General features: G+C 44.8%; 26 protein-coding genes. 16 read left to right on the plus strand and 10 right to left on the minus strand.

What is annotated here, in order from left to right:
• Positions 1 to 18 precede the first annotated feature (18 nt).
• From MHI21_RS01655 to MHI21_RS01680, 6 genes are all read left to right on the plus strand, one after another.
• Positions 19 to 861, plus strand: a complete 843-nt coding sequence (locus MHI21_RS01655) for an aldo/keto reductase (RefSeq protein WP_342419307.1) — start codon at positions 19 to 21, stop codon at positions 859 to 861.
• 168 nt (positions 862 to 1,029) lie between these two features.
• Positions 1,030 to 2,052 carry a LacI family DNA-binding transcriptional regulator gene (locus MHI21_RS01660; protein WP_023986592.1) on the plus strand — a complete coding sequence of 341 codons (1,023 nt, stop codon included), beginning with the start codon at positions 1,030 to 1,032 and terminating at the stop codon, positions 2,050 to 2,052.
• 183 nt (positions 2,053 to 2,235) lie between these two features.
• Positions 2,236 to 3,711 carry a sucrose-6-phosphate hydrolase gene (locus MHI21_RS01665; protein ID WP_341162509.1) on the plus strand — a complete coding sequence of 492 codons (1,476 nt, stop codon included), beginning with the start codon at positions 2,236 to 2,238 and terminating at the stop codon, positions 3,709 to 3,711.
• Between the two features lie 66 nt (positions 3,712 to 3,777).
• Positions 3,778 to 5,196 carry a sucrose-specific PTS transporter subunit IIBC gene (locus MHI21_RS01670; protein ID WP_013308350.1) on the plus strand — a complete coding sequence of 473 codons (1,419 nt, stop codon included), beginning with the start codon at positions 3,778 to 3,780 and terminating at the stop codon, positions 5,194 to 5,196.
• A gap of 476 nt (positions 5,197 to 5,672) precedes the next feature.
• Positions 5,673 to 6,263: a hypothetical protein gene (locus MHI21_RS01675; RefSeq protein WP_238808316.1), complete on the plus strand. Its 591-nt coding sequence runs from the start codon at positions 5,673 to 5,675 to the stop codon at positions 6,261 to 6,263.
• Between the two features lie 39 nt (positions 6,264 to 6,302).
• Positions 6,303 to 6,659 carry a hypothetical protein gene (locus MHI21_RS01680; RefSeq protein ID WP_051718046.1) on the plus strand — a complete coding sequence of 119 codons (357 nt, stop codon included), beginning with the start codon at positions 6,303 to 6,305 and terminating at the stop codon, positions 6,657 to 6,659.
• Between the two features lie 293 nt (positions 6,660 to 6,952).
• Here the strand turns inward: MHI21_RS01680 and MHI21_RS01685 are convergent, their stop codons facing one another.
• Positions 6,953 to 7,741 (minus strand): AraC family transcriptional regulator, encoded by a 789-nt coding sequence (locus MHI21_RS01685; RefSeq protein WP_025722577.1) that lies wholly within the window; start codon positions 7,739 to 7,741, stop codon positions 6,953 to 6,955.
• 179 nt (positions 7,742 to 7,920) lie between these two features.
• Between MHI21_RS01685 and pyk the strand changes: the two genes are divergently transcribed.
• Entirely contained in the window at positions 7,921 to 9,336 is a 1,416-nt protein-coding gene (gene pyk / locus MHI21_RS01690; RefSeq protein WP_023986598.1) for a pyruvate kinase, read from the plus strand.
• A gap of 82 nt (positions 9,337 to 9,418) precedes the next feature.
• Here pyk and MHI21_RS01695 read toward each other — a convergent pair whose 3' ends face one another.
• From MHI21_RS01695 to MHI21_RS01720, 6 genes are all read right to left on the minus strand, one after another.
• Complete coding sequence (locus tag MHI21_RS01695) at positions 9,419 to 9,817, minus strand: hypothetical protein (RefSeq protein ID WP_165179602.1); 399 nt, start codon at positions 9,815 to 9,817, stop codon at positions 9,419 to 9,421.
• Positions 9,818 to 10,057: 240 nt separating this feature from the next.
• On the minus strand, positions 10,058 to 11,179 hold the full coding sequence (locus MHI21_RS01700; protein WP_165179603.1) for an endospore germination permease: 1,122 nt from the start codon (positions 11,177 to 11,179) through the stop codon (positions 10,058 to 10,060).
• A 16-nt stretch (positions 11,180 to 11,195) separates the two neighbouring features.
• Positions 11,196 to 11,447, minus strand: coding sequence for a hypothetical protein (locus tag MHI21_RS01705; protein WP_080683024.1), 252 nt, complete (start codon positions 11,445 to 11,447; stop codon positions 11,196 to 11,198).
• A 35-nt stretch (positions 11,448 to 11,482) separates the two neighbouring features.
• A complete protein-coding gene (locus tag MHI21_RS01710) occupies positions 11,483 to 12,688 on the minus strand; it encodes a Ger(x)C family spore germination protein (RefSeq protein WP_165179604.1) in 1,206 nt (401 codons plus the stop codon).
• Positions 12,689 to 12,724: 36 nt separating this feature from the next.
• The gene (locus tag MHI21_RS01715; protein ID WP_165179605.1) at positions 12,725 to 14,320 is read right to left on the minus strand and encodes a spore germination protein; all 1,596 of its coding nucleotides are present in this window, start codon (positions 14,318 to 14,320) and stop codon (positions 12,725 to 12,727) included.
• Between the two features lie 153 nt (positions 14,321 to 14,473).
• Positions 14,474 to 14,818, minus strand: coding sequence for a DUF805 domain-containing protein (locus tag MHI21_RS01720; protein WP_165179606.1), 345 nt, complete (start codon positions 14,816 to 14,818; stop codon positions 14,474 to 14,476).
• A gap of 430 nt (positions 14,819 to 15,248) precedes the next feature.
• On the opposite strand from MHI21_RS01720, the gene MHI21_RS01725 reads away from it, so the two are divergent.
• The 3 genes from MHI21_RS01725 to MHI21_RS01735 all read left to right on the plus strand — a co-directional run bounded on the left by MHI21_RS01725 (position 15,249) and on the right by MHI21_RS01735 (position 18,618).
• Positions 15,249 to 17,684 (plus strand): LamG-like jellyroll fold domain-containing protein, encoded by a 2,436-nt coding sequence (locus MHI21_RS01725; RefSeq protein WP_342419308.1) that lies wholly within the window; start codon positions 15,249 to 15,251, stop codon positions 17,682 to 17,684.
• 386 nt (positions 17,685 to 18,070) lie between these two features.
• Complete coding sequence (locus MHI21_RS01730; RefSeq protein ID WP_007428290.1) at positions 18,071 to 18,271, plus strand: cold-shock protein; 201 nt, start codon at positions 18,071 to 18,073, stop codon at positions 18,269 to 18,271.
• Between the two features lie 131 nt (positions 18,272 to 18,402).
• Positions 18,403 to 18,618 carry a cold-shock protein gene (locus MHI21_RS01735; protein WP_013308357.1) on the plus strand — a complete coding sequence of 72 codons (216 nt, stop codon included), beginning with the start codon at positions 18,403 to 18,405 and terminating at the stop codon, positions 18,616 to 18,618.
• Positions 18,619 to 18,726: 108 nt separating this feature from the next.
• On the opposite strand, the gene MHI21_RS01740 is transcribed toward MHI21_RS01735, so the two are convergent.
• Positions 18,727 to 19,545 carry an alpha/beta hydrolase gene (locus tag MHI21_RS01740; protein WP_342419309.1) on the minus strand — a complete coding sequence of 273 codons (819 nt, stop codon included), beginning with the start codon at positions 19,543 to 19,545 and terminating at the stop codon, positions 18,727 to 18,729.
• Between the two features lie 187 nt (positions 19,546 to 19,732).
• Between MHI21_RS01740 and MHI21_RS01745 the strand changes: the two genes are divergently transcribed.
• Entirely contained in the window at positions 19,733 to 20,065 is a 333-nt protein-coding gene (locus MHI21_RS01745) for a hypothetical protein (protein WP_029516858.1), read from the plus strand.
• Positions 20,066 to 20,116: 51 nt separating this feature from the next.
• Here MHI21_RS01745 and MHI21_RS01750 read toward each other — a convergent pair whose 3' ends face one another.
• Together MHI21_RS01750 and MHI21_RS01755 are read right to left on the minus strand one after the other, a co-directional pair.
• Positions 20,117 to 20,662 (minus strand): GNAT family N-acetyltransferase, encoded by a 546-nt coding sequence (locus tag MHI21_RS01750; protein ID WP_341162502.1) that lies wholly within the window; start codon positions 20,660 to 20,662, stop codon positions 20,117 to 20,119.
• A 258-nt stretch (positions 20,663 to 20,920) separates the two neighbouring features.
• Complete coding sequence (locus tag MHI21_RS01755; protein WP_342419310.1) at positions 20,921 to 21,493, minus strand: hypothetical protein; 573 nt, start codon at positions 21,491 to 21,493, stop codon at positions 20,921 to 20,923.
• A 213-nt stretch (positions 21,494 to 21,706) separates the two neighbouring features.
• On the opposite strand from MHI21_RS01755, the gene MHI21_RS01760 reads away from it, so the two are divergent.
• The 5 genes from MHI21_RS01760 to MHI21_RS01780 all read left to right on the plus strand — a co-directional run bounded on the left by MHI21_RS01760 (position 21,707) and on the right by MHI21_RS01780 (position 25,680).
• Positions 21,707 to 22,120 carry a GntR family transcriptional regulator gene (locus tag MHI21_RS01760; protein WP_342419311.1) on the plus strand — a complete coding sequence of 138 codons (414 nt, stop codon included), beginning with the start codon at positions 21,707 to 21,709 and terminating at the stop codon, positions 22,118 to 22,120.
• Positions 22,117 to 22,830 (plus strand): ABC transporter ATP-binding protein, encoded by a 714-nt coding sequence (locus MHI21_RS01765; protein ID WP_209949938.1) that lies wholly within the window; start codon positions 22,117 to 22,119, stop codon positions 22,828 to 22,830. The genes MHI21_RS01760 and MHI21_RS01765 overlap by 4 nt, the downstream gene beginning before the upstream one ends.
• Complete coding sequence (locus tag MHI21_RS01770) at positions 22,827 to 23,594, plus strand: ABC-2 transporter permease (protein ID WP_342419312.1); 768 nt, start codon at positions 22,827 to 22,829, stop codon at positions 23,592 to 23,594. The genes MHI21_RS01765 and MHI21_RS01770 overlap by 4 nt, the downstream gene beginning before the upstream one ends.
• 43 nt (positions 23,595 to 23,637) lie before the next feature.
• Positions 23,638 to 24,123, plus strand: a complete 486-nt coding sequence (locus tag MHI21_RS01775) for a CcdC protein domain-containing protein (protein WP_342419313.1) — start codon at positions 23,638 to 23,640, stop codon at positions 24,121 to 24,123.
• Positions 24,124 to 24,459: 336 nt separating this feature from the next.
• Positions 24,460 to 25,680 carry a stalk domain-containing protein gene (locus MHI21_RS01780; protein WP_342419314.1) on the plus strand — a complete coding sequence of 407 codons (1,221 nt, stop codon included), beginning with the start codon at positions 24,460 to 24,462 and terminating at the stop codon, positions 25,678 to 25,680.
• Positions 25,681 to 25,705: the final 25 nt, after the last annotated feature.

Consider the following 25,705-nt stretch of genomic DNA (forward strand, 5'->3'; position numbering starts at 1 on the left):
TAGAGAGGAAGATTCAAAATGACACAAAACTTACAAAGTACAACATTGTTAAACAACGGAGTTCGCATGCCTTGGTTTGGCATCGGGGTATTTAAAGTGGAAGAAGGTTCGGAGCTTGTCGATGCTATAAAGGCTGCTGTAAAGCATGGCTACCGCAGTATAGATACAGCTGCAATCTATGCGAACGAAAGCAGTGTAGGGCAGGCTATTCAGGAAGCCCTTCAGGAAAATAATCTGTCCAGAGAAGATCTGTTCGTCACGTCCAAAGTGTGGAATGCAGATTTAGGCTATGAAGAGACACGAGCAGCTTATGAATCCAGTCTGGACAAGCTGGGTCTGGAATATCTGGATCTATATCTGATTCATTGGCCAGTTCAAGGAAAGTACAAAGAAGCTTGGAGAGCGTTGGAATCCTTGTATAAAGAAGGACTGATTAAGGCAATTGGAGTCAGCAACTTCCAGATTCATCATTTGGAAGATCTCATGAAGGATGCCGAAATTAAGCCAATGATCAATCAGGTGGAATTCCATCCACAATTAACGCAAGCCGAGCTGTTGCAATTCTGTCAAAAGAACGACATTCAAATGGAAGCTTGGTCTCCGTTAATGCAAGGCCAATTGCTCGATCATCCGGTACTGCAAGACATAGCGACCAAGTACGGCAAATCGGTGGCGCAAGTGATTTTACGCTGGGATGTGCAGCAGGGGGTTGTCACCATTCCCAAGTCTACCAAGGCGCATCGGATCGTCGAAAATGCCGACATTTTTGACTTTGAACTGACGCGCGAGGATATGGATCGAATTCAGGCGTTAAATGCCGATCTTCGAGTAGGTCCAGATCCGGATAACTTTGATTTTTAAAATTACGTTCATCATGAGACGCCGTTTCCTTCTTCACTGAAGGGACGGCGTTTTGTGCATGATGGGTCTGGAGCCACAGCAATCCAATCCCGCCATATGGTATTATAGGGTTATGTGAAAAGAGACGTTTTGGAAGCTTGTGAATATGAAAAATCTCCGGGGGACTTCATGAATAAGACGATTGCAGATATAGCCCAAATGGCTGGTGTATCCAAGAGCACGGTATCCCGTTTTTTGAACGGCGGGTCTGTCAGCGTGGATACGAAACGAAAAATTGAAAAAGTGGTTAAAGCCACGGGCTATGTGCCCAATGCCTTTGCCCAGAGTCTTAAGGCGAAGCGGACCAACATCATCGGCACCGTTGTGCCGCGTCTGGATTCTTTTGCGACATCTCATACGCTGATGGGGATTGATGAGGAACTGCGTTCTCAGCATTATCAGATGCTGATCTCTAATACGAGCCAGGATGTACAGCGTGAAATCGAAGCCATTTATGAGCTGGGACGACAAAAGATTTCGGGTATCATTTTGCTGGCTGCTCAAATTACAGACGACCATCTGACCGCGATTCGTGACATTGGTATTCCGGTGTTGCTGGTGGGCCAGCAGCACGAGCAGCTTCATAGCCTTATCCATGATGACTATCGTGCAGGATATGATATCGGCACGTACGTTTTGTCACAGGGACATCGCGAAATTGCCTACGTTGGTGTTACAGAAAAGGATGTTGCCGTCGGTGTGCAGCGCAAGGAGGGCTTTAGGCAGGCTGTTCGCGATGCATTGCCTGCCGAGTCTCATACGGACGATGCGATGCGAGCAGCAGGGTATGATATCAGATACTATGAGACCGGATTTAAAATGTCCGATGCACGGATTGCTGCATCCGCCATTTTGGACCATTTCAAGCCATCGTTAATGGTGTGTGCTACGGATAATATCGCGCTGGGCGTAATCAATGCAGCTTATTCCAGAGGGATTGTTATCCCGTCGGATTTGTCGGTAACTGGCTTTGGGGGATACGATATTACGGAGGTCATTCACCCTGCGCTGACAACCGTCCAATATCCGTATATGGAGGCTGGACGTGTAGCAGCGCAAAATATTATGCGGCTGGTAGAACATAAATCGGTAGAAAAAGTGACGGTCATGAATTATTCCCTGATCGAAAGAGAAAGCGTTGACAAACGCTGAACAAGTGGATTATAATTTCTTCGAAACCGGTTCCATAGCATTCGGGCATAAATGGAATCGGTTGCAAATCCATGGATGAGTATATTTTTTTAATCGTATGGGAACCGGTTCCGATAGAATATTTTTTTCATTGAGTTGGAACCGGTTCCTGAAGCGAAGTTTTAATAAAAATGAGGTACACCTATGAAAATGACAAGAGAACAAAAGTATCGAATGATCGAGCAGGCAGAGCCCGGTGAAATAGCCAGCTTGGAGGAGAAAGTGGAGCAATGTCACTGGCGGCAGGCATTTCATATCCAGCCACCGACAGGTTTGCTCAATGACCCCAATGGCTTTTCATATTACCAAGGTGAATACCACTTATTTTATCAGTGGTTTCCGCTCGGAACGGATCATGGGATGAAATATTGGTATCACCTGAAATCCAAAGATTTGGTCACATGGAATAGTGCGGGCATTGGCATCGCACCTGGGGATTATTTTGATTCACATGGGGCTTACTCGGGCAGCGCACTGGAGCATGAGGGCAAATTATATATGCTGTATACGGGAAATGCACGAGATGAAGACTGGATCAGACATCCTTATCAATGCATGGCTGTTATGGATGAGAGCGGTCACATTACCAAATGGGAGCATCCTGTTATTGCCAATGTGCCAGAAGGCTATACAGACCATTTTCGTGATCCCAAGCTATGGAAAGACGGCGATAGCTTTTACTGTGTGATTGGTGCCCAGAGAACGAATTTAACAGGCTGCGCGGTCCTCTACCGATCAACCGACCTTCGTACGTGGGAGTTTGAGGGAGAATTGTGCACAGGCCTGGAGTCGTTTGGCTACATGTGGGAATGTCCAGATTATTTTGAACTGAACGAAGCGGGGGTCTTGATCTTTTCTCCTCAGGGCTTGGAGCCTTCTGGGGATGAAAATCACAATATTTATCAATCGGGCTACGTAATCGGCAAGCCGTTGGATACCGGAACAAGAAGACTGGAGCACGGTGCATTCCACGAGCTTGATAGAGGCTTTGACTTCTATGCGCCACAGACGATGATTGACCCACAGGGGCGGCGTATTATGGTGGCATGGATGGGCCTGCCGGATATCGACTATCCCACAGATCCGAACGGATGGGCTCATTGTCTGACATTACCAAGGGAGCTTACGCTTCATGAGGGCAAACTCTTGCAGCGGCCGATCCCTGAGCTGACTACGTTACGCAGAAATCGTGAGGATCGGGTAGCTGACACGTTATTCTCAGAGAGCAAAACCTATGAAGGATTTACAGGTACGGCCTATGAGCTGATCTGTGAGGTAGATCTTTTAAGCGCTAAGACGTTTGGTATTGAGTTCCGTGCGAGTGAGACTGAGAAAACGGTGATTAAATATGATGCCATCAGTCGCAAACTAGTATTGGATCGTTCGCAATCAGGTGTGCCTGTAGCCATTTCGTATGGTGAGGTACGGCAGTGTTCATGGGATAAAGATCATATCAAACTACATTTGTTTGTAGATACGTCTTCAGTTGAGATTTTCGTCAATGATGGGGAAGAGGTGTTCACCAGTCGTATTTTTCCGCATCCAGAGAGTGACGAAATACGCTTTTTTGCCGACAAGGGAGAGGCTCTCTTCCAGGCGGTAAAATGGGATTTTACATGAGTAGGCTAAAACATCAAGTGGTTCGTTAATCATCAAACAAACGGAATCAACGAGAGGATGAACATCATGGCGGAAAACAGAGAAATAGCTAAAGAAGTGATCCAGGCAATCGGTGGGCAAGAAAATATTGCATCTTTTGCTCATTGTGCGACGCGCTTGCGGATTATGGTGCATGACAAGGAGAAGATTGATCAGAAAAAAGTTGAGGAGATCGACAAGGTCAAGGGTGCTTTCTTCAATTCCGGGCAATATCAGATTATTTTTGGTACAGGTACGGTAAATCGAATTTTTGAAGAGGTCGAAAAGCTTGGCGTGACCGGTTCATCTAAAGAAGAGGTGAAGAGTCAGGCGAAAAAGGAAGGCAACGTCTTCCAACGCTCCATTCGTACCTTTGGCGATGTGTTTGTACCCATTATTCCTGTGCTGGTTGCTACGGGGCTGTTCATGGGGCTACGTGGTTTGCTCACTCAGCCGCAAATTCTCGCTCTACTCGGCATGACGCCACAGGACATTTCACCCAATTTTCTATTATACACACAAGTATTAACGGATACGGCCTTTGCTTTTCTACCCGCGTTAGTCGCATGGTCAGCCTTTAGAGTATTCGGCGGTAGTCCGGTGCTGGGTATCGTTCTCGGTCTGATGCTGGTAAACCCGGCCTTGCCCAACGCTTATAGTGTTGCGGACGGCTCAGCCCACCCGTTGACGATGTTCGGTTTCATTCCTGTGGTGGGCTATCAAGGCTCGGTACTGCCAGCTTTCTTCGTGGGCTTGATCGGAGCCAAGCTGGAGCGGGCGCTGCGCAAACGGGTGCCTGAAGCGCTAGATCTGATTCTCACACCGTTTTTAACACTGTTGATCATGATCACTTTGGGATTGTTTGCCATCGGTCCGATTTTCCATTCACTCGAAGAATGGGTGCTGCACGGAACAACGTTTGTGCTGGATTTGCCTTTCGGTATTGCAGGGATTGTCATTGGTTTCTTGCATCAGATTATCGTTGTTACAGGTGTGCATCATATATTTAATTTCTTGGAGATTCAACTGCTTGAAAAGAACGGCGTAAATGCCTTTAACGCCATCATTACCTGCGCTATGGCTGCTCAAGGTGCTGCCTGTCTGGCGGTTGGACTGAAAACGAAGAATAGCAAGCTGAAAGCGTTGGCACTTCCTTCCTCGTTGTCTGCTTTTCTGGGGATTACGGAGCCGGCTATTTTCGGGGTCAACCTGAGATATATGAAGCCTTTTGTCATGGGCCTCATCGGTGGGGCGGTTGGCGGTTTTATCGCTTCGGTCTTCCATTTGGCGGCTACAGGTATGGCAGTTACGGTCATTCCAGGCACGTTGCTCTACATGAATCATCAGCTTCCGCTTTATATTTTGGCGAACTTGGCTGCTATGGTTGTAGCTTTTGTCCTGACCTGGATGTTTGGCTACAACGATAAAATGTTGGAAGAGGTCAAAACAGCGGGTTCTTCTAATTAATATCACCCAAGTAATGCGAATACACGCAGATTTATACGCGTAATTATAAATATGATGGTCGTTCTATATGGAACGCTCTTGGTCCCTAATCAAAAAGGACTGCTAGAGCAGGGTTCCAAGTGGAGCGACCATTTTTCCATTAAGCATGGATGGTTATTCGCAATTTAGGCCTTTTATTGCAATGCAGTAGTGCTGCATCATCTAATTATTGATATAAGATTGTACCCAATTTTTATTCTTCATCTCCTGTTTGATAATTTTATAAGTTAAACAGATGACCCCTATATGCTTGGCCAACAACTGATAGTTTGGGTATTTGCTTATGTGTGGAATTGAATGTATTGTATCATCAGAATCTCGAATATTCAAAAAAATGTAACATTAATGTAAAAATTTCAAAAGATATATATTCAAGGGAGGGTGATTGTGCTATTATACAATAGTTGTTAAAATTTAGCATTGGGAGGCAGTTATTTGTGAAAAAATTTCTTGTAACTATGCTAGTTGTTATGTTGGTAGCAATCGGGCTGAATCCTTCAAGTTCTTATGCAGATTCATCCTCATCTGCTAAAGACTCTTCTAACCAGTCCCTATTCCCGCCGTATTCTTCAATTGTTAATTCTGATACGCTCTTGAGCGGTTTGACGCTTGAAGAGTATAATGAAGCTATAACAAATGCAGTACCACTAGAGTCAGTAATTGTAAAAAGCGAAAGCGATAAAACTCAATCAATCGAGAAGATTTCTCCCATGGCCCTGACATCTTGGGCATTTGACCACCTTGCTAAGCACGATGGATATTGGACTGATAAGTTTTATGTTGATTATGCAATAACTATGCCTATAAATGTGGTGCAGTGGGGAGATGATAGTTCTTGGTCACAACCCGATGTAGGTTATACACTTGTGAATAAAGATTATTTGGGCAAGGTTCACTTGGTTTCCGGAAGATATACAGGCACAAATACAAAGTTTGAAATCAAAGCACCAGGACCTGGGACATATCAAATATTAGTAAATAATTTAAATGACTACACTATTTCTGGAAATGGATTCATTGGCTATTAATTTTTTTAACTAGATTACTTTTAGAAGGGAGGAGTGAGAGTGAACAAGCGATTCAGAACGGTTGTTATTGTCTTAAGTCTAACTGTCGTTGTCGGAGGGGCGGTTGCCGTCATCAAAAGTCAGACTTTTGCAGACAGTAGTACGCTTCAAACCAAAACTAACAATGAGCCTGACTGGCTAACGCCTGAAAAAAAGAAGGAAATAAATGAAAAAGTGTTTTCTTCACCAGCGGAAATTTTACACTCAAAACATGGGGATTTTCTCCCTGTCGAAGTTCCGAATGAGTATCCAAGTGATGAAGTTGCAAATCGGGATAATCAAGAGCAGATAACAGCTGAGACAAAGCAAGTTATCGTGAATAATTTTGTTTACGAAAAAAAAGATGGGAAAAACTGATTTTTCCTGGAACGCTCATAAAAATGAGCGTTCTTTTTTATTTAGAGTATATTCCCAAACTCAAGCCAACCAGATCGTGATTAAATTGCATGATATTAGACGTTCAATATTGTTAAAGAGCATTTTGCCCGACGGCTCCTTGTAGGAAAACGAGTCGCAACCACATTGTATCTAGGCGTGAATGGCTAAGTGAGCGTTCTCTTTCTGAAGATGCACCAAGATCGTGTTTTTATTGTCTTCCCACAACTTTATTTCACTAATAATTAGTCTTTATTTATAGCTTGAAGACACACCTATACGATTGAGGAACGTTCATCCAGAAATTCGGACGGCGAGCAGCCTGTCAACCGTTTGAAAATTCGATGGAAATAGGACACATCACTATATCCCACATACTCCGAAATTTCACGAATCGTTAGCCGGGACTCGGTCAGCATGTAGATGGCGGTTTTAATGCGTTGCGTATGTACATGCTCGCTGATCGTTTGGCGTGTTACCTCACGCAGCAGCGTCGCGGCATAATTGGGGGTTTTACGGATGGCGTCGCCAAGCTCCTCCTTGGTTACCTTTTCCCGGTAGTGGTTCTGGATATACTGTTTCATATGTTCCACATGTCGTTCTCGATCGCAAGAAATGGCGCCTTTGTCCCATTCCTGATTCATATATATCATTGCCTCGGTCAGCAAACAGTCAGCCATCATGGTGTAGTAGCTTGGGTGTTCAGTCCATTGATAGTACATCGATTTAATCCGTTCATGCAGCATATCGTAGCATCCAGGTTTGATCAACAACGGCTTGTCAGTATTCAGGATGGGAAGTGTGCTGTTCGTACATGTTTTGCGGCAATGTATCACATACTTGGTATGAAAAAGCGTAGGAATGCTCTTGCCATAGTAATCCAGATGACCGGGTAAAAGCAGTGTTTCACCCTTACCGAGAATGAATTTGCAATCGTTCACCCAATATACACATTTGCCAAAGGTGACCAAAATGAACAGTAAGTCATCGTTGTCGCTATTTGCACCAGCCTTTTCATACCAGTCCACACCGTTATCCTGCCGTATATCCATCAATGTAATCACGAAACTCACTCCCCGAAGTCTTCAACTTTCGTTATACTGTAGTACATTCATCATACTATAGTTCATAGTCTTGGTGCACGGGTACAGGTAGAATAGAGCTATATAAGTTTAATGTAGATAGAGAAGCAAAGTGGAATAGAAAACCATACAGTAAAGACATTCAGGAGGATGACATTACTATGCTTAAAACGAAAATTATTTGTACTATGGGACCTGCCTGTGACTCCATTCATTTGTTAAAAGAAATGATCCAGGCTGGTATGACTGTAGCCCGCTTGAATATGGCTCACGGGGAGCTGGAAGATCACGTTAAACGTATCGAAAATGTGCGTCAGGCTGCGAAGGAAATGAATACCTTTATACCTGTCATGATGGATATTAAAGGACCGGAAATACGGATTGGCAAGCTGAGAGAGGCATCTTGTCTGCTGAAACCAGGTAGCCAGCTCATTCTGACCACAGAAGAGATTCTAGGGGACGAGCATCGTATTTCAGTGAATTACCCGGATATGCCGAAGGACATCAAACCAGGCGACCGCATTCTCATTGACGACGGTTTGGTTGATCTGACTGTAACCTCCATCGAAGGTACGGAAATGATTTGTAATATTGTAAGCGGCGGTATTTTGAAGCCGAGAAAAGGTGTAAACCTGCCAGGGATTCATACGACCCTTCCAGGCGTGACGGAGCGAGATGTGAGGCACATCCAATTTGGGGTGGAGCAGCGTGTTGAGCTTATTGCGGCTTCTTTTGTGCGTAAAGGCGACGATATCCGTGAAATCCGTGAGATTTTGAAGGGACATCATGCTGAGCATGTACAAATCTATTCCAAAATTGAAAATGCTGAAGGCATGGAAAACCTGGATGATATTATCGAAGCTTCCGATGGCATTATGGTAGCCCGTGGCGATCTGGGTGTCGAAGTGCCGATTCAAGATGTGCCTGTGATGCAAAAAGAAATGATCGACAAGTGTAATCTGGTCGGCAAGCCCGTTATCGTAGCTACCCACATGCTGGAATCCATGCAGGTGAACCCGCGTCCGACGAGAGCCGAAGTTAGTGACGTGTTTAATGCCGTTATGCAAGGAGCCGATGTTGTTATGCTGTCGGGCGAATCAGCTGCGGGTAAATATCCTGTCGAGTCTGTACGGACCATGGCCGCTGTAGCTGCCAGAGCAGAATCGCAATTCGATTATCAGGAGCAGTTCGATAAGCGCAGAGCACGTCAAAGCACCAACATTACCGAAGTGATTAGTCAGGGTGCGGTGAGTTCGTCCCTGGAGCTGGATGCGAAAGCAATTATTACATCGACTGCCAGCGGATTCACGGCACGTATGGTATCCAAATATCGTCCGAAGGCACCTATTATTGCGGTTACTCCGAATAATACGGTATTCGCTAAAATCTGCCTGTTGTCCGGCGTATTCCCGATCAAGGGGGATAAAGTAGCAACAACGGATGAAATGTTCGAATCCTCCATCCGTAACGCGCTGAATGCAGGATATATCCATAAAGGCGATACTGTAGTCCTGTCAGCAGGTGTTCCTGTCGCCGAGGCGGGCACCACTAACTTGATCCGAGTATATCAAGTGTAATTTACAACAAAATATAGACAAGCCAAAAGGCGCTGGCCCCCAGGGGTTCAGCGCCTTTTTCACATTCTGTCATGTCACTAACTTACAGCCCGAACACACTTTTAGCAACGACCTGTGTCAATTCTGCCTTATGGGCTTGGTATTGCTCAGGCGTAATGCTCTTATTGGCCAGTCGTTGATCCAACTGCTCCGTTAACTGAGCTACCTGTAAATCAACAACAGCCTGTGCGTCCTTTTTATTGGTTTGTGCAATATCTGCCAAGGTTTGACCGTTATATAACGCTTCATACAATTGCTCATCCGAGGATGCGCCCAGTGTTTCCAAAAGCTTATCATCCTTGGAAGCTTCATTATCCTGTACCTGAGGGGCTCTCTCTGGAGCCAGTGTAGCAGCATTAGCCCGACTTCCCCAAGTAGAAGACTGCCCAATAGATAACGCCAGCAACAGTGTACAGATGACCAACATTCGTTTTCGATTCATAAGTGTAAATCTCCTTTGTGTTTCATTCAATTTCTGACAAGGTGGAGCCTTATATGGATATCCAACGGGAGTAATGTTTATGCCTTTAGCCGATCCGGCTTATGTAGTTACCAGATTCTAATATACATCATACACACCCAATCTTAGCGCCAGCTTAATACTCGTTTAAAATAAACTAAAAGAGGAGGATGTAAACAGGTAAAGCCAAAAAAAATTCACGGATGCGAATAATGGATAGGTTTACCCTTTGGATTCTGCCCTTTTCTTTGACCACATTGTTCGTATCCCATGAATACAGAGCAACAGGAAGGGGAACAACAACCCGATGGATAGTGCATAAGGAACCCACGTCTTTGTATCATAGGTTTGTTGATAAGGGACATTGGGATATACGATGATGGACATGACGACTAAAATCATTCCGAGAGGAAGCACCAATTGTCGGTCTTCTTTCAAACGGAAGATTTGGGCTATTGCTGTCACCGTGGTGTGCATATACAGCGTAATTCTAAAGAAGAGCGAAATAAACCACATAGTAGCCATAATTGCTTCGATGCGCTGTAGAAAATTGCCGATGCTAATTTTTTTGGCTAACGCATAGCTAGGATATATATTTCTTGCCGTTAATTCAGGACCTAATACCAAAATTGCCAATGCAACCACCACGACCAACATCAATCCGCCAATCAGGCTGCCTAGGAAAAAGGCTTTACGAGTTTGATCGGAACGATTTATAGAATCCGGGAAGATCATGAGAAAAATAATATGAGGTATAAACACAGTGCTACAAAAGGACAGGGCAGCAGGCCAAATAGGTCCAACTCCCGCCTCCAATACAGGTTGAACATTTTCCAGCTTAATATTGGACACCACTAAACCTACAAAAGAAATATAAAGCAGAGTAAATAACGGAAATAGCAGTTCAGCCGAACGGACCAGCACTTCGAGACCCAGTCGAGCAGCCAATACTACAATAAGCGCAAAGAGAATATTTACCGCTAGAATCGGTGTTTCCGGTATCATTTGAGTAGTCATAAAATTCCCTATATAAAATAAAACGGGTGCAGGGGCATTGATGAATAGTGTGATGAAAAACAGAAGACCGGCGGCTTTGCCTAACCATTTTCCGAGCAGGGTTTCCATAATCCCAATCAGGGTCATATCTGGATACAGAGATGCAATCTTGCTGTACATATACAAGATAAGGAGCCCTGCCCCGACTCCAACGAGCGCGGCAATCCACGCATCTTGTTTGGCTACCGATGCCATGCCTGAAGGGATGATGAGGATTGCACTCCCGACCGTAAATAAAGTTGTTAATATCATAATTTGGCGTGCTGAAATTTTAATCTGTCCGGGCACCAATGTTCACCTCATCTTATCTGATTAGACCGATATGGGTCAGGAAATCGCTAAATGGCCTATATACGGCTGTTATCCAATCCAGGGGAGTAGGAATAAGCCAGTGTAATGCCTTGGCGCAGCTGATTCCGACCGCAACAAAGAGAAGGATGGAAAATAACCAAAGTTCTTTTTTTAATCCCTTTTTCCACATATAGGGGACCTCGACCAAGCTGATTGCAGCAGCGATCAGTAATATACCCAAAACGTTCACCATATGAGACAGCATCTTGGAAAACACCTTCTTTTGTAGGGTAAGGGATTTTACTCCTTAATATCATTCAAAAATGAGCTGCCAATCGTACCTAAGCGCCGAATCTTGAAATCCACCTTGATATGTACAGGTAATTCTGTAAAGTATTCATAATCCCAATTTTTTTTAATGGATTTCCAGGTTCTCGGGTCAGCACGGTGAATGGCTTCACCGAATCCGAAAATATCAGCTTTGTATGATTTTTGAGCTTTTCTGACAGCCAAGTTCATAATCTCTTCTATCTTTTCTTCCTCTTTGTTCTCAAGGTCATAAATCGTCCCCACCTGGGTCAGGTCCAGGTCATAACATTCAACTTCTCCCACGTTGGCCTCAACCTGCATTTTAATATTGATCTGAGGCTCCCCCCTATAAACGCTCCCTTTTATAGCAGTTTGGGTTCGAATGATTTCCGAGACGACTTTGCCGCCTCCTGGACAAGCCACAAAGCCGACAGAGCTCTGCACTTTGCCGAGGATGAAGTTGTAGCCTCTACTTTCAGTTTCATTTAACCAACCGATTAATCGGTCTTTTCTAAATACAGCAAGTCCGGAATACTGTAATCGGGCGGATGGGGCGATCTCTTGCACATTGCCGCTGGTTTCTCCCATTTCTTTATTGCCAACGATCCGGAGTCCTGTCAAGACAGGCTGCATTCCTTCACTGGTGAGTGCTGATACCAATTCATCCAAAGTTACTGTCGTAGTGGGCGACCAATTTTTCTGTGATGTTTCCAGAGAGGAGAAAAGGTCATTTGCGGGAATCGGATCTAAAGGTGTCATAATTTTTAATGTATCCTCCGCACTAGTGCCCTTGGACACTACAATATAAAAATCGGTTCGGAACTGATGATATCGAGAGAGTAAATCTAAAGCTTTCGCCATTCCTTCGGTAGCCATCGACTCACCGATTACACATATACGCAGATGAGAAAAATACATTCTCCGGGGGCTAATCGTTGTTATTTTTCGGATCGCTTCAGATATGGTATCCGCTTCTTCTGTATACAAGGTGGCTGGAGCACCGCCGCCTGCTCCTTTTTTGGCCGATGCTTTTCCAGGGTCCACCACTTGGAGAGAGACCCGGAACTGATCTCCTTGTTTATCAATCCCCATACCAACGGCGATGGCGAGCTCATTCAACTCCCTGCGATTCCAACAGCCCGTCAGAAGTAAAACGAGTGCAAGAATCAGGAACAGAATCGCTTTCTTCCGCTTCATGATTATCCACTCCTTTCCGACGGTTTCTCTTTTCTTCTATTCCCTTGATTTTCGGGGCGGAGTGCTGTTTCGACGTTTGACATTCTTCTGATCGACTAACCGGGGACGTGAAATCATCATCCAGTGAGGGAGTCGAAATATGGTATCTTTGGTGTCCGTCGGTATTAGAGGTGCAAAAGGAGTCATATAGGGGACGCCGAACGAACGAAGGCTGCACATATGCAGGATCAGGGCAATGCCTCCAACGATAATCCCGAACAGCCCAAATGAGGCAGCAAGTCCCATCAAGGGGAACCGCAGCATACGAAAAGCGATGGACATATTATAGGCAGGAAGTACAAAGCTGGAAATCGCGGTAATCGATACGACAATAACCATCGCAGCCGATATGATGCCCGCCTCGACGGCAGCTTGTCCGATGACGAGTGTACCCACGATAGAGACGGCTGCCCCGATGTACTTCGGCATACGAACGCCAGCCTCCCGCAATATTTCAAAAGTCAGTTCCATCATGAGTGCTTCAATAAAGGCAGGGAAGGGAACAGCCTCCCGCTGTGCCGCTAGACCGATCAACAGTGAGGTCGGCAGCATTTCCTGATGAAACGTAGTGATGGCAACATATAAGGACGGACCGAGCAGGGAGATAAAAACTCCGGTGTAACGAAGAACCCGGATGAAGCTGCTAATGTCTGCACGCTGATAATAATCCTCCGCGGCATGCAGGAAGGAAACAAACAGCGCAGGCACGACAAGCACAAACGGGGTTCCATCCACCAGGATCGCGATTTTTCCTTCCAACAGCTCGGCGGCGATCACGTCCGGGCGTTCGGAGTTGTATACTGTCGGAAAAGGCGTAAAAGTTTCGTCTTGGATTAATTCCTCGATATACCCGCTTTCGAGAATGCTGTCCACATCAATGCGATTCAATCGCTCATGCACTTCCTCGACCAATTTTGGGTTCACGATCCCCTTGATATACATGACAGCGACTTCGGTCTGGGTAACACGACCGATTTGTTGGGTTTCCAGCCACAAATTCGGATCTTTAATCTTACGCCGAATTAAGGCCGTATTCGTGCGCAGCGTCTCAGAAAATCCTTCCCGCGGCCCACGGACGACATTTTCCGAGGCAGGCTCGGTGACCCCGCGATCCTTCCATCCACGTGCGCTGGCTACTATTCCCTGTGTTTCACCGTCAATCAAAATGACAGCATCCCCGGACAACAGCGCATTATATAAGGTTTCAAAGTCGATAATCTCCCGGATGCTTCCGATGGTTAGGGCATAATCTTTCAATACTTGCATGACACTAGAGGAGTTCTGGAGCCTGCACTCTACGTCTCTGGACAAGCTACTATCCAGCATCATCGATTCCATAATGAAGTCGGAGACTATATTTTTGTCCGCCAAACCGTCCGTATAGAGGATTGCAATGAGCTGGTCACCATCCTTGCCGATACGAATTTCTCTTATGATGATGTCAGTGCTGTTACCGAGTGCTTGTCTGATTTGCTGAAGATTGCTTCCGATATTCGCACTGAGCTGCTCTCCTGAATGCTCAGACTTACTTTCGCTGTGCTGGACTGGCGGCTTTTTAATTTTGTTAGGGGGGGTTCTTTTCCGAAAACGCATGCACGTTCTCCCTCTCTTTGAGGATACTTTTTAATCCAGTATGGACGCCGGGGGCTCTAGATAAACTTACTGCTGAAATTTCGATGGGGGAGATGCGGATATGAAAAAAACCTCCTTCACAAAAGTGAAAGAGGTTTTAGACATCTACAACCATTACAATTTAGGGTTTTTCCCATATTTATTGTCGTTAGGCTGACTGTCTTGGCATGTGAATACAATCAAAATAATTGACCCTACCAGAGGAATCAGAGCGATTAGAATCCACCATCCGCTTCTGCCTGTATCATGCAGTCTACGGGCCAGGACGGCCAAGGATGGCAGCAGGACAGCCAAAGAATAAATGTAAGTCAATATCGGTGATAAGCCAACAAGACTATCGATCAGACTGATTACAAAGCTAACGATTACACTAAATAGGATAAACATCCAATACTCTGTACGTCTTGCTCTACCTTGAAATCCTACATAGTTTTTTAATGCATTTAAATACCATTGCATATATTTTTCACCTCCTTATAAAATCTAAAAGTTGCTTTACAGTATCCGTAAAGTTGTCCTTGTAGGTATATCGGCAGGAAACATATAGAATTTTACTTGTAAAATTATAACTTTAAACTAGAAATTTACGCAATACATTTATTAATGTTAATAATTCGATGAATAATTTATAAAAACATAAAATTACATATTGAATTTTCCATATTATTTGAATAATATAGAGGTACGGTTAGCCGCCAGGTCTGAATCGTCCTTTTTAACCGAAGGTGATTTTGTTTTTCAAATCAATTGGAAGCGCTTTAATTAAAAACAGGAGGGATGAGCAACTTTAATTTTGAGGCTGAAGAAGTTAATACAAACATAATCCTGACCGCTTTCTCAATATTGTTTTATGTTATCAGGGATGTTCAAAATGAGAGGAGATTGATTTATGAAGCAAACATTCGTTCGTAAAATAACGGCAGCTTCACTGGCAGGCGCGCTGTTGTTGCCTGCTTCTTTGGTAGGCGCGGAGCAAACACTCAATTCAGATACAGATGGAATTCAAAATGTAGGGCAAACTTCCCTTCAAGCTCAAGACCTAGAAAACTTTTCAATTCAAAGTAAAAAGGCTGTCTTTTTCAAGGAGACTTCCGTACATGATCCATCCATTCTGAAAGTGAAAGACACATTTTACATTTTTGGCTCACATCTGGCGGCTGCCAAGTCCAAAGACCTCATGAATTGGGATACGATTGCTACAGGAGTGGCGAATGGTAATGCATTGATTCCTAATGTCAAAGAAGAATTAAAGGAAGCACTGGATTGGGCGCAGACAGACACGCTGTGGGCAGCAGATGTCATTCAACTGGCAGATGGCAAGTTCTATATGTATTATAACGCTTGCAAGGGTGACTCTCCGCGTTCAGCAATGGGCCTAGCAGTTGCTGATAAAATTGAAGGGCCTTATAAGAATAAAGGAATTTTTCTAAAATCCGGCATGTGGGACCAACCGAGTGAGGATGGGACGATCTATGACGCAACCAAGCATCCTAATGCCGTGGACCCGGACACCTTTTATGATAAGAACGGCAAGCTTTGGATGGTATATGGCTCCTACTCAGGAGGCATCTTCATTATGCAGATGGATGAAAAAACAGGGAAGCCGCTCCCTGGCCAAGGCTACGGGAAAAAGCTGACAGGCGGTAACCATGCTCGTATGGAAGGGCCGTACATACAATACAGTCCGCAAACGGACTACTATTACTTGTTCCTGTCCTATGGTGGATTGTCAGCGGATGGCGGATACAACTTGCGGGTGGCTCGGTCCAAAACACCGGATGGCCCTTTCTACGATGCTGAAGGCAATGATATGATCAAGGTCAAGGCAAATCCGGATAAACCACTTTTTGATGACGCTTCCATTGAACCATACGGTGTCAAACTGATAGGTAATTACCTGATTCCAAGAGAAATTGGTGATCCGGGTACTGGACTAGGTGCAGGTTATGTGTCGCCCGGACACAACTCGGCTTATTATGATCCTAAGACGAAAAAGCATTTTGTCATTTTCCATTCCCGTTTCCCGGGGAGAGGCGAACAGTATGAAGTGCGGGTACATGAAATGTTCATGAACGCTGACGGTTGGCCTGTGGTTGCTCCTTATCGTTATTCGGGAGATGAGGATTCACTGAAAAAGCTGTCAGAAAAGGATGTCCTCGGTCAATATTCGTATGTAAATCACGGGAAGGAAATTTCGGCAAATATTAAGCAAGCCGTTAACGTCAGTCTGGATAGCGGCGGCAAACTGTCTGGTGGAGTGAACGGTACTTGGAAGTTGGGGGCAGGCAATCAGCTGGAAATTACAGCAGAGGGCACGAAGTACAAAGGTGTATTCCTGCGGCACCATGATCCAGACACAGGTGCCAAGACGCTTGCTTTTACCGCGTTGTCCTCCAAGGGTGTTGCGGTATGGGGTTCGCTAAAGCCTGACCTGAAGGCCAGCAAGATTGTAGCTGCTGTGCAGAAGGATCTGAGCCTGGGCGATACGAGCAATGTTCTTTATAATCTGACGCTACCTACTCAAGCAGCACAAGATACCACTATTTCATGGGAGTCCACCCACCCGGAGAATATTTCTGTGACAGGTGAAGTATACCGTCCAGAAGCCGGTTCTCAGCCTGTAACAGTTACATTGACGGCGACCATCAAAAAGGACAAAGCCACAGCTAAGAAAAACTTTACAGCCATTGTTCCCGGGCAGGCCCGAGGTCCTCAGCTCGCACGCTATTCGTGGAGTGAGGATCAAGGAACTTCGGTTGTCGACAGCACATACAATCAATTCGATGGTAAGACCTATGGTGGGGCTGCATGGGATAAAGACGGGAAGCTTGGTGGTGCGCTTGTCCTCAACGGTAAGGATGGTTACGTGCAACTGCCAAATACAGTAACAGATGCGAAGGATTTTACCTTTTCCGCTTGGGTGAACTGGAAGGGCGGTGCAGCTTGGCAACGGATTTTTGACTTCGGCAACGGCCAAGCCCGGCATATGTTTCTTACCCCTTCCCAAGGAAGCGGTGTACTCCAGTTTACAATCCATGAGGGTACGGACCAAAGCTTGCTTTCCAAATCATCATTACCTCTAAACCAGTGGATGCATGTAGCGGTTACACTGGAAGGGAATACAGGAAAGCTGTATGTAAATGGTGAGGAAGTAGCTGTTAATGACAGCATTACCTTCAATCCCGATGAGTTGCTGACGAGCGAGGCTTATCTCGGCAAAAGCCGTTTTGCCGCCGATGCTTACTTCAATGGCAGCCTGGATGAAGTTCAATTGTATAACAAAGCGCTGACAGCAGAGGAAATTAAAGCACTGGCAGAATTGTAGTTAAAAATAAGCAAATAAACGCAGGAGATGGGCTTTTATTAAGAAGTTCGTCTCCTGCGCAATGTTTTGTATATTTATTTCTTGATTGCTGGTATAATAGGGAGCAACTGCGGATATAATGTTTTAAGTAGGCGTTAATGACTCGCTCTCGCCGAATGAACACAGCTTTGAAGCAGCAATAGAGAACATAAGCACTCTGCATAAATTAAATTCACCAGTGCTTGCGTTTTCAATACACTTATGGTAATATGAGTATATTGAGATTGTGACCTGAGATTCGCATATTGTAGAGGGCTATTGTTTTAGGTTGAAATAACCTTGTGCAATATGTGAATTTTTATTTGTAAAAAATAAAGGTCATATAAATACATTTTGGAGGTAATTCCATGCAAACAGGTACAGTTAAATGGTTTAACGCAGAAAAAGGTTTCGGTTTCATCGAGGTTGAAGGTGGAAGCGACGTATTCGTACATTTCTCCGCAATCCAAGGCGAAGGTTTCAAATCTTTGGACGAAGGCCAACGCGTAGAATTCAACGTAGTTGAAGGAAACCGTGGACCACAAGCTGAGAACGTTGTAAAACTGTAATTTTAAATTACAGCCTATTTCAGATGCCCCGAACATAGCGTTTGGGGCATTTGTTTTTATCTGTTCACAAGACCGTTTTTGAACTGATTACATCTTATCGCTTTATAAATCATGAAGAAAGAGGGATGTTTATGTACAATTCACGGAAAAAGCCAATGGATGAGATTCCTGAGGAAATTACAACTGTCTGGAATTGCGCCAGCGATACATGTAACGGCTGGATGCGGGATAACTTCGCTTTTTCTGTCGAGCCGACATGCCCCATTTGCGGTTCTGCCATGGTGAAGGGCGAGAAAAAGCTGGCTGTTTTAAATAATACGAGCTTCAATCATACCAAACAATCCTAAGCGGATTAATGTTTGTAGTGAAAGATGCCCCATAGCCATTAACGGCGCTGAGGCGTCTTTTTGTTTTTTATAAATATAAATTATACATAAGAATGAACAGGCTTTCAATTATGGTGTGGAGGATGGGGCTAGTATGCTCAGTAAGATAGAATTAAATTCAGGTAGCGCTTCGTAAAATACACCGTGCCCGCTTCGTTCGAAAGGAATTAGCTTTGATCCGGCGATTCCTTTTTGAGTTTGGACAGCCAGGGGGAAAGGACAGACCCGATCCAGCTTGCCGTGTAGAATCCAGGTGGGCACGTGTATACATGGCAAATCAGGGCGCAAATCAGAGTCACGTAGTGAGTACAAAGTACAAGCCATGCTATGAACTGTTGACGCAAAGCCCTGGTCACGTAACCAGTCGCGTAAGCTCTGGCTGACGGGATTAGTAAACAACATTTCGCCAAAAGAAGTTACCAGTTGTGGACGATCTGTATAGGCTTGTTTAATGAGTTTATCTACCTCTGTGACAGGAGTACCATAAGGAAAGTCGCTGGTTGGGGTGAATCGAGGCGTAGCTGCTCCGATCAAGATCAACTGATTGACGCCAAATCCCCGGTGCCTGCTCATGTAGCGTGTAACCACAGCTCCTCCCATGGAAAACCCGATTAGCCGTACCTGGTTTAACTGAAGCGCCTGCATAACAGCCAGCAGATCGTCCGCCAATCGATCATAATTGTATCCATGCCATGGTCGATCAGACTTGCCGAACCCCCTAAGATCAACCTGAATACAGCGATACCCGTAAGCAGGCAACAAGGCGACCTGGTATTCGTACATTCGGTGATCCAGCGGCCAGCCGTGCACCATCAGAACAGGGATGCCTTCTCCAATATCCTCGACATACAGCTTCACGCCGCGTTCCACCTCAATATAATATCCCATCGTGTTCACCCCTCTAGAAATCACGTCATTTCATTCTCTCTCACATATATGTAGCCAGGGCTTAGCTCATTCGAAAAAGGGATGAGTCTGTCACGATATAAGCATATAATATGTCAAAAAATGTATGTCAGTCTGTATAGGGATAGGATATAATTATGGAATGAAACAGCATTGGGAGAGTGGAACAATGACACCATCAAAAACATTAAAATGGATTACAGGCGGATTGGAGCTGTTTTTAGCTATTCCCGTTTTGGGCGGGCTGCTCGTCGTAAATTCCGCGTATACTATATTGTTCTTTATGCTGATTTTCCACATTGTTACGTTGGTGCTATCGGTGACGAATAGAGAGTCTTATTATGGATCTATTTTAGGGATCGTGACCTCGGTTATTGGATGGATTCCGATTGTGGGCTGGTTGATGCATTTGCTCTCAGGCATATTTTTGATGATTACCGCAGCTCAGCAGCCGCGTGATCAGTATCGTAATCGCAATCCTTATGATGATTATCGCTACTAGGGGATGTGTGGCGATGCAAAGATGAAAGATCCTGTTGAACAGGGTCTTTTTTTATTTATGAAATCTCCCCATGATTATGGTGTTGTAGTATTTACCATCTGAAAGAACCCTATCGTTTTTTAATAACCCTTCGATTTGAAATCCATGTTTTTTATAGAGCTCAACGGCTTTATCATTCGTTTCCAAAACTTGTAGAGTTATTTTCTTGATGCCATTGGAGTCAGCCCAAGAAATAGATTTTTTTAAAAGATTCGTCCCGATCCCATAACCCCAAAAATCCTTTAGTACGCATACGCCAAATTCAACTTTATGAGAGAATCTGCTCAGAACATGGCCCTCACATCTTGAAAATCCGACGATATTATCATGAACTACCGCAACTAAAAATAGGTTTCTGTTATTCTCTGTATCCGTTTCGATGAGCTGTTTAAAACCGGGTGTACTTATAAACGCTTCTCCCTTTTCTCTGTCTAAATTTTCAGTTTCTCCATCAATCAGCAAGCGGATTTCAGACAAATTCTTCGCATCTTGAATTATGGCTGATCTGATCGTATAGCGCATTCCTTGCACATCAAATTCCTGTTTATTTATTTTCATTACATTCTCCTTATTATGATTTAGAGTGAAAAATGACCTCTGGATCATGTTAGTCTACCACATATTATCTTGTTTACATGACAAATAAGCCTGTCTCCTTCTGTTGTATCGCAGCAGGGGACAGGCCTATTAATTTCTCTATCTGTACAGGGAAGCCGGATGGAGATTTATTATACATGGGTGGATGTGTCAGATTAACAAATGGTTTTTATGAATACGACTTATCGAGCTACAGCTTTTGGAAAACGGGAGTTGTGGCTATTTCTGCTTAGCAGAGGCTTTAGCTGCATTGGTTTTAGCAGGAGCCTTGGCTGCATCTCCTTGAACAGGAGCTTTACCTGCATCCGCTTTACCGCCATCTACTGGTGGTTTGGATGGTTTCACGCCATTCACCATATCTGTCATCATTTGCTTCAGATTAGAGACACGTTGGTTATATTCGGTTGCCGTAATCTTGCCGTTTTGTTTTTCCGTAGCCAGTTTTGCTTTCATATCTGAAACCATTACATCAATAACGGAATTTACGCTCACGCCCTGTGCTTTGGCGATCGTAGCAAGGGATTTACCTGCTTTCAGCTGTGTATCCAACTGAGTGGAGGATAATTTCAATAATTTCAGGATAGCTTTGTTCTCAGCATAGTTACCTCCTGCGATTTTAGGGCCATTAGCATCGCCGGGATTCCCCTTAGGTGCCTGTGCTTTGTCTGCGATGGGAGCCTTCTCAGGTGTAGTTGAAGCAGCATGGGCTGCGCTTGTGGAGTACAGTGCCCCGCCTCCTAAAAATGCCAAGGCCATCGTTCCAGCCAAAATTGCTTTCTTGGTGCTCTTCATCTTCATTTTCCACCTTTCATTTATGGTTTGTTTGGTACGTGATACATCATAAGGGATCAACTTGAATGCTATCTGAGCGCAAGCTGAGCATTTACTGAATGAAATTTGGGTGGCATGACTAAAATTTCAGCTAAAATAAACTTGTATTACGTGTATTAAGTGATATAATACACTACAGGCACGGAAGATTCAGCCGATTAGGGGGAAACACCCATGGAAGAGCAACGGGTTGGCTCGTTCCGATTTTTAATTGACTTTAGCCAGCCATTATATGAACAAATATTAAATCAAGTACGAAGCTCCATTGCTAAAGGGGAGATCGAAATGGGAAGCAAAATGCCATCTGTTCGTGATTTGGCGCAGGAATTACGCATGAATCCGAATACCGTGATGCGGGCATATCAGGAGCTGGAGCGGGACGGATTGACTGAGAAGCGGCGCGGGTTAGGCACTTATGTTACTTCGTCCAGTGAACGGATTGCCAGCTTTCGGGAACAATTGGCTATAACATATATAGATCAGTTTCTCGGACAGATGAGTAGCCTGGGGTTATCGTGGGAAAATGTACAGCAGTATATACGAAGCAAACAGGCCGGAAATGACAAGGAAGGAGGCGATAAGGCATGACGGAGTCTGTTGTGGTTGCGAATCATCTGGTGAAGCAATACGGCAGTAAAAAAGCACTAGATCAATTAGATGTCATCATTCCGGCAGGACGTATTGTAGGCGTGCTTGGACCCAATGGCTGTGGGAAGTCCAGCTTCTTTCGAGCAATCACCGGATTGATTCAGCCAGATGGGGGCGAGCTTCAGGTGTTGGGCCGACAGCCTGGTTGGGAAACCAACCGGGATATATCCTATCTTCCTGACCGAGCACGCTGGTACCCCAATCATACAGTTCAGCAGACGCTGGAATGGGGGAAGTCTTTTTTGCCTGGTTTCAATATAAAAGACGCGTATAAACTTGCTGATCATATGGACGTGGAGCTGGAACTTAAAATGACTGGGCTGAGTCGCGGCCAGGAGGCACGTGTGCTACTGATTTTATGTCTGGCACGTGAGGTTCCACTCATGATCCTGGATGAACCGTTTGCGGGTATTGATGTTCTCTCTAGAGAGGCGATTGTAGCCGGGATTATTGATTATTTGGAGGGGCGGCAGCAGTCGATACTCATTAGCACGCATGATATTCAGGAAGTGGAAGGCTTGTTTGACTACACGGTCATGATGGACCGCGGACGGATCATATGGTCTGGTGATTCGGATGATCTGCGTGCAGAGCATGGCTCGCTGAATCAGGTGTTCCGCAATTTGTACAAAAAGGAGTGGAAGGCGTGAATTCATCAGGGCTGTTCAAAGATTTGATACGCCATGAATTTCGAAATAAAGGAAGCTGGAGAAAGCAGGGCCGCAATCGACTACCGAGATCGTGGAGACTCGTATATTTCTCATTATTTCTAATTGCGGCGTTCGTTATTTCCTTGTACTTCGCACTTCACAACCAGCTCGAATTGACAAGGCTGTGGTATGTCACCCTGGGCTTGCCGTACATGATCATTTTCATGGGTGTGGGAAGTTTGAGAAGAGAATGGGAAAATGACACCTACGGATGGTGGCTGACCCTTCCCTATCCGCGCATATGGCTGATTAGCGCCAAATGGATTGCGGCTATTTTACAAACCATGGTCGTAATATTGCTTCTGTTTGTGGTGGGTTCTCTGTACGCGTTGTTCATCTCATCAACCATACAGCCTTATACGTTTGCGGATGCAGCGTCTTTTATTGTAGCCGGATTGAACTGGTTTGTGATGATTATCGCCTTCACGCCGTTGGTTATTGCGCTGGGTCTATTGACGGCCAGTACCAAATACAGCACCTTGCGGCCGCTTAACCCGATACTGTGGATTCTTTTGATGGGTGGCGGGAGTGTCTTTTATTGGTCGGGCGATCAGGGGCTTTATGAGCAGTTTGACCATGCTCAAACAGGACAATGGTTTCCATTTACCTGGCATTTCCCGATTGCGGTGTTGATGAGTTGGGTTGCTGCATATGTATTAATCCGCTTGAGCGCGTATCTGCTGGAGAAAAAACTGTCGATTTAGGCTAGCGTATCTACAGGATCTATAAGGAAGGAGTTACTACACCATGACGACGATATTTATATATGTATTGATGGCTGTTTTGGTGGGGCTGATGATCTGGTTAAGGACCAAGAGACGAAGGGGACCGGTAAAAGGAAATGGAATCCGGATTCTGCTCCCCTTGTTTATCGCATTCCCGCTTATGATGATGTCTGTGTACCAATTAATGCATATTCCCGGTCAAACGTCCGCCCTTCCCGCCTTTTGGGAACTGCTGGTTGCCGGGCTATTAGGGGCTCTGTTTGGCTATGTTATCTTGCTGCATACAGCGTATGAAAGACGGGATGACGGTCTTGTTTATCCCAAGCCGAACCCATATTTTAAATATATTATTATCGCTATTATCTTGATTCGCGTCGTTTTGACCCAGTATCTCAGTAGTTTGGGTACGACCGAAATTAGCATGCTGGCGATTACGATGGCACTGGTGTATATCTCAATCTGGCGAATCGGGAGCTTTATCAAGTTTCGGAGGACGTTATCCGTATAACAATAGCAATGGGGTTAACACAGCGGCTTACTATTCAAAAAGCGTTCATTCGCTTGCCGATAGGAGCCGCATTTTTTGAGTTTTGGCATTAGCAAGTTATCACACATTGTTATTGCTCCCCATATCCTTTATTCTAAGGCTTGTGGCTTGCATTGTAGCAGTACAATTATAAATTTTTGAAAGGAGGGTTATTGAGGTTTCAAAAGATTTAAATGGGGTTTAAAGTTAGATAGGCGGGGAAAAGTTGCTTCTTGCGATTAGGTGTAACTATATTAGTTACATAAAAGGAAATTGTTTTCCACATTTTATTTTACATGTTGAGAGGGGTTCACATTCATGAAAAAACATACGGTTACTGCTGCACTCGCTGGTTTGCTTGTTCTGTCTTCTGCTGTACCGGCTTTAGCAGCCGAGGTAAAACCTACTACGGGTATTCAGGTTTGGGTAGATGGCAAGAAGGAGACTTACAAAATTGCGCCTATCGTGAGAAATAAGCAGGTCTTAATTCCCTTGAGACAATTGGCCTCCAGTTTGGGAATTCCGATGGATGCCAAGCATATTACGTTCAATACGGCGCGACAAAGCACGACCATCCGATATGATCAGGCGACAGTTGTACTGGTGTCTGGCAGTCCGGAAGCGCAAATCAACGGGATTAAGGTACCGCTATCCACCTCGACCCTATTGACCAAGCAGGGGGTAACCTATGTACCGGTTGATGTCGTCAAAGAAGCATGGGGCAAGCAAGTGATTTGGGACCCGGCCAGCCAAACGGTACAAATCGGGGTGAGTAATAAGGATAAGGTCATTGAAATCGTGAAAAGTTTTGAAACCGGAGACACGAAAGCGGCCGAGACTTGGATCAGCAAGGATCAGTACATTCGGCACAATCTGAGCTTTGCTAGCGGAAGAGATGCGTTGCTGCAAGGGATTAGTCAGGCGAAGGGAGCCAATGTACAGGTTGAAATCCAACGTGTAATTCAGGATGGTAATTATGTAGCAGTTCATTATAAAGAGTCCATTGCAGGGAAAACGAGCATTGTTTTTGATATTTTCCGCTTCGATAGCAATGGTAAAATTGTTGAGCATTGGGACAACATTCAGGACTCGGCTCCAGCCAATCCAAGCGGACACACCATGATTGATGGAGCAACACAGATCACGGATCTCAACCAAACTGAGACGAACAAAACACTGATCCGCAAGTTTGTGGATGATGTCCTGGTTGGCAAAAATCGTGCTGCATTGGAAAGCTACTATAACGGTGACCATTACATTCAACATAACCCTCTTTTTGGTGACGGTGTATCCAATTTGAAACAAGCATTTTCCGCAGCGGGAAACCAAGGAGCTTCTTTTGGATATGATCAGGTTCACATGGTCATTGGAGAAGGCAACTTTGTGCTGGTTGTGAGTGAATTGACATCGTCTAAGGGAACTTCAGCCGCTGTCTATGATCTGTTCCGGGTAGAGAACGGCAAGGTAGCGGAACATTGGGACGTAGTTCAGGAGGTTCCAGCTAAAACAGAGTGGAAAAATACAAACGGCAAGTTTTAAGAAAGTGCATTTGTGGTATGGCGTG

Source organism: Paenibacillus sp. FSL H8-0168 (assembly GCF_038592955.1).
GTDB classification, from domain to species: Bacteria; Bacillota; Bacilli; order Paenibacillales; family Paenibacillaceae; genus Paenibacillus; species Paenibacillus polymyxa_B.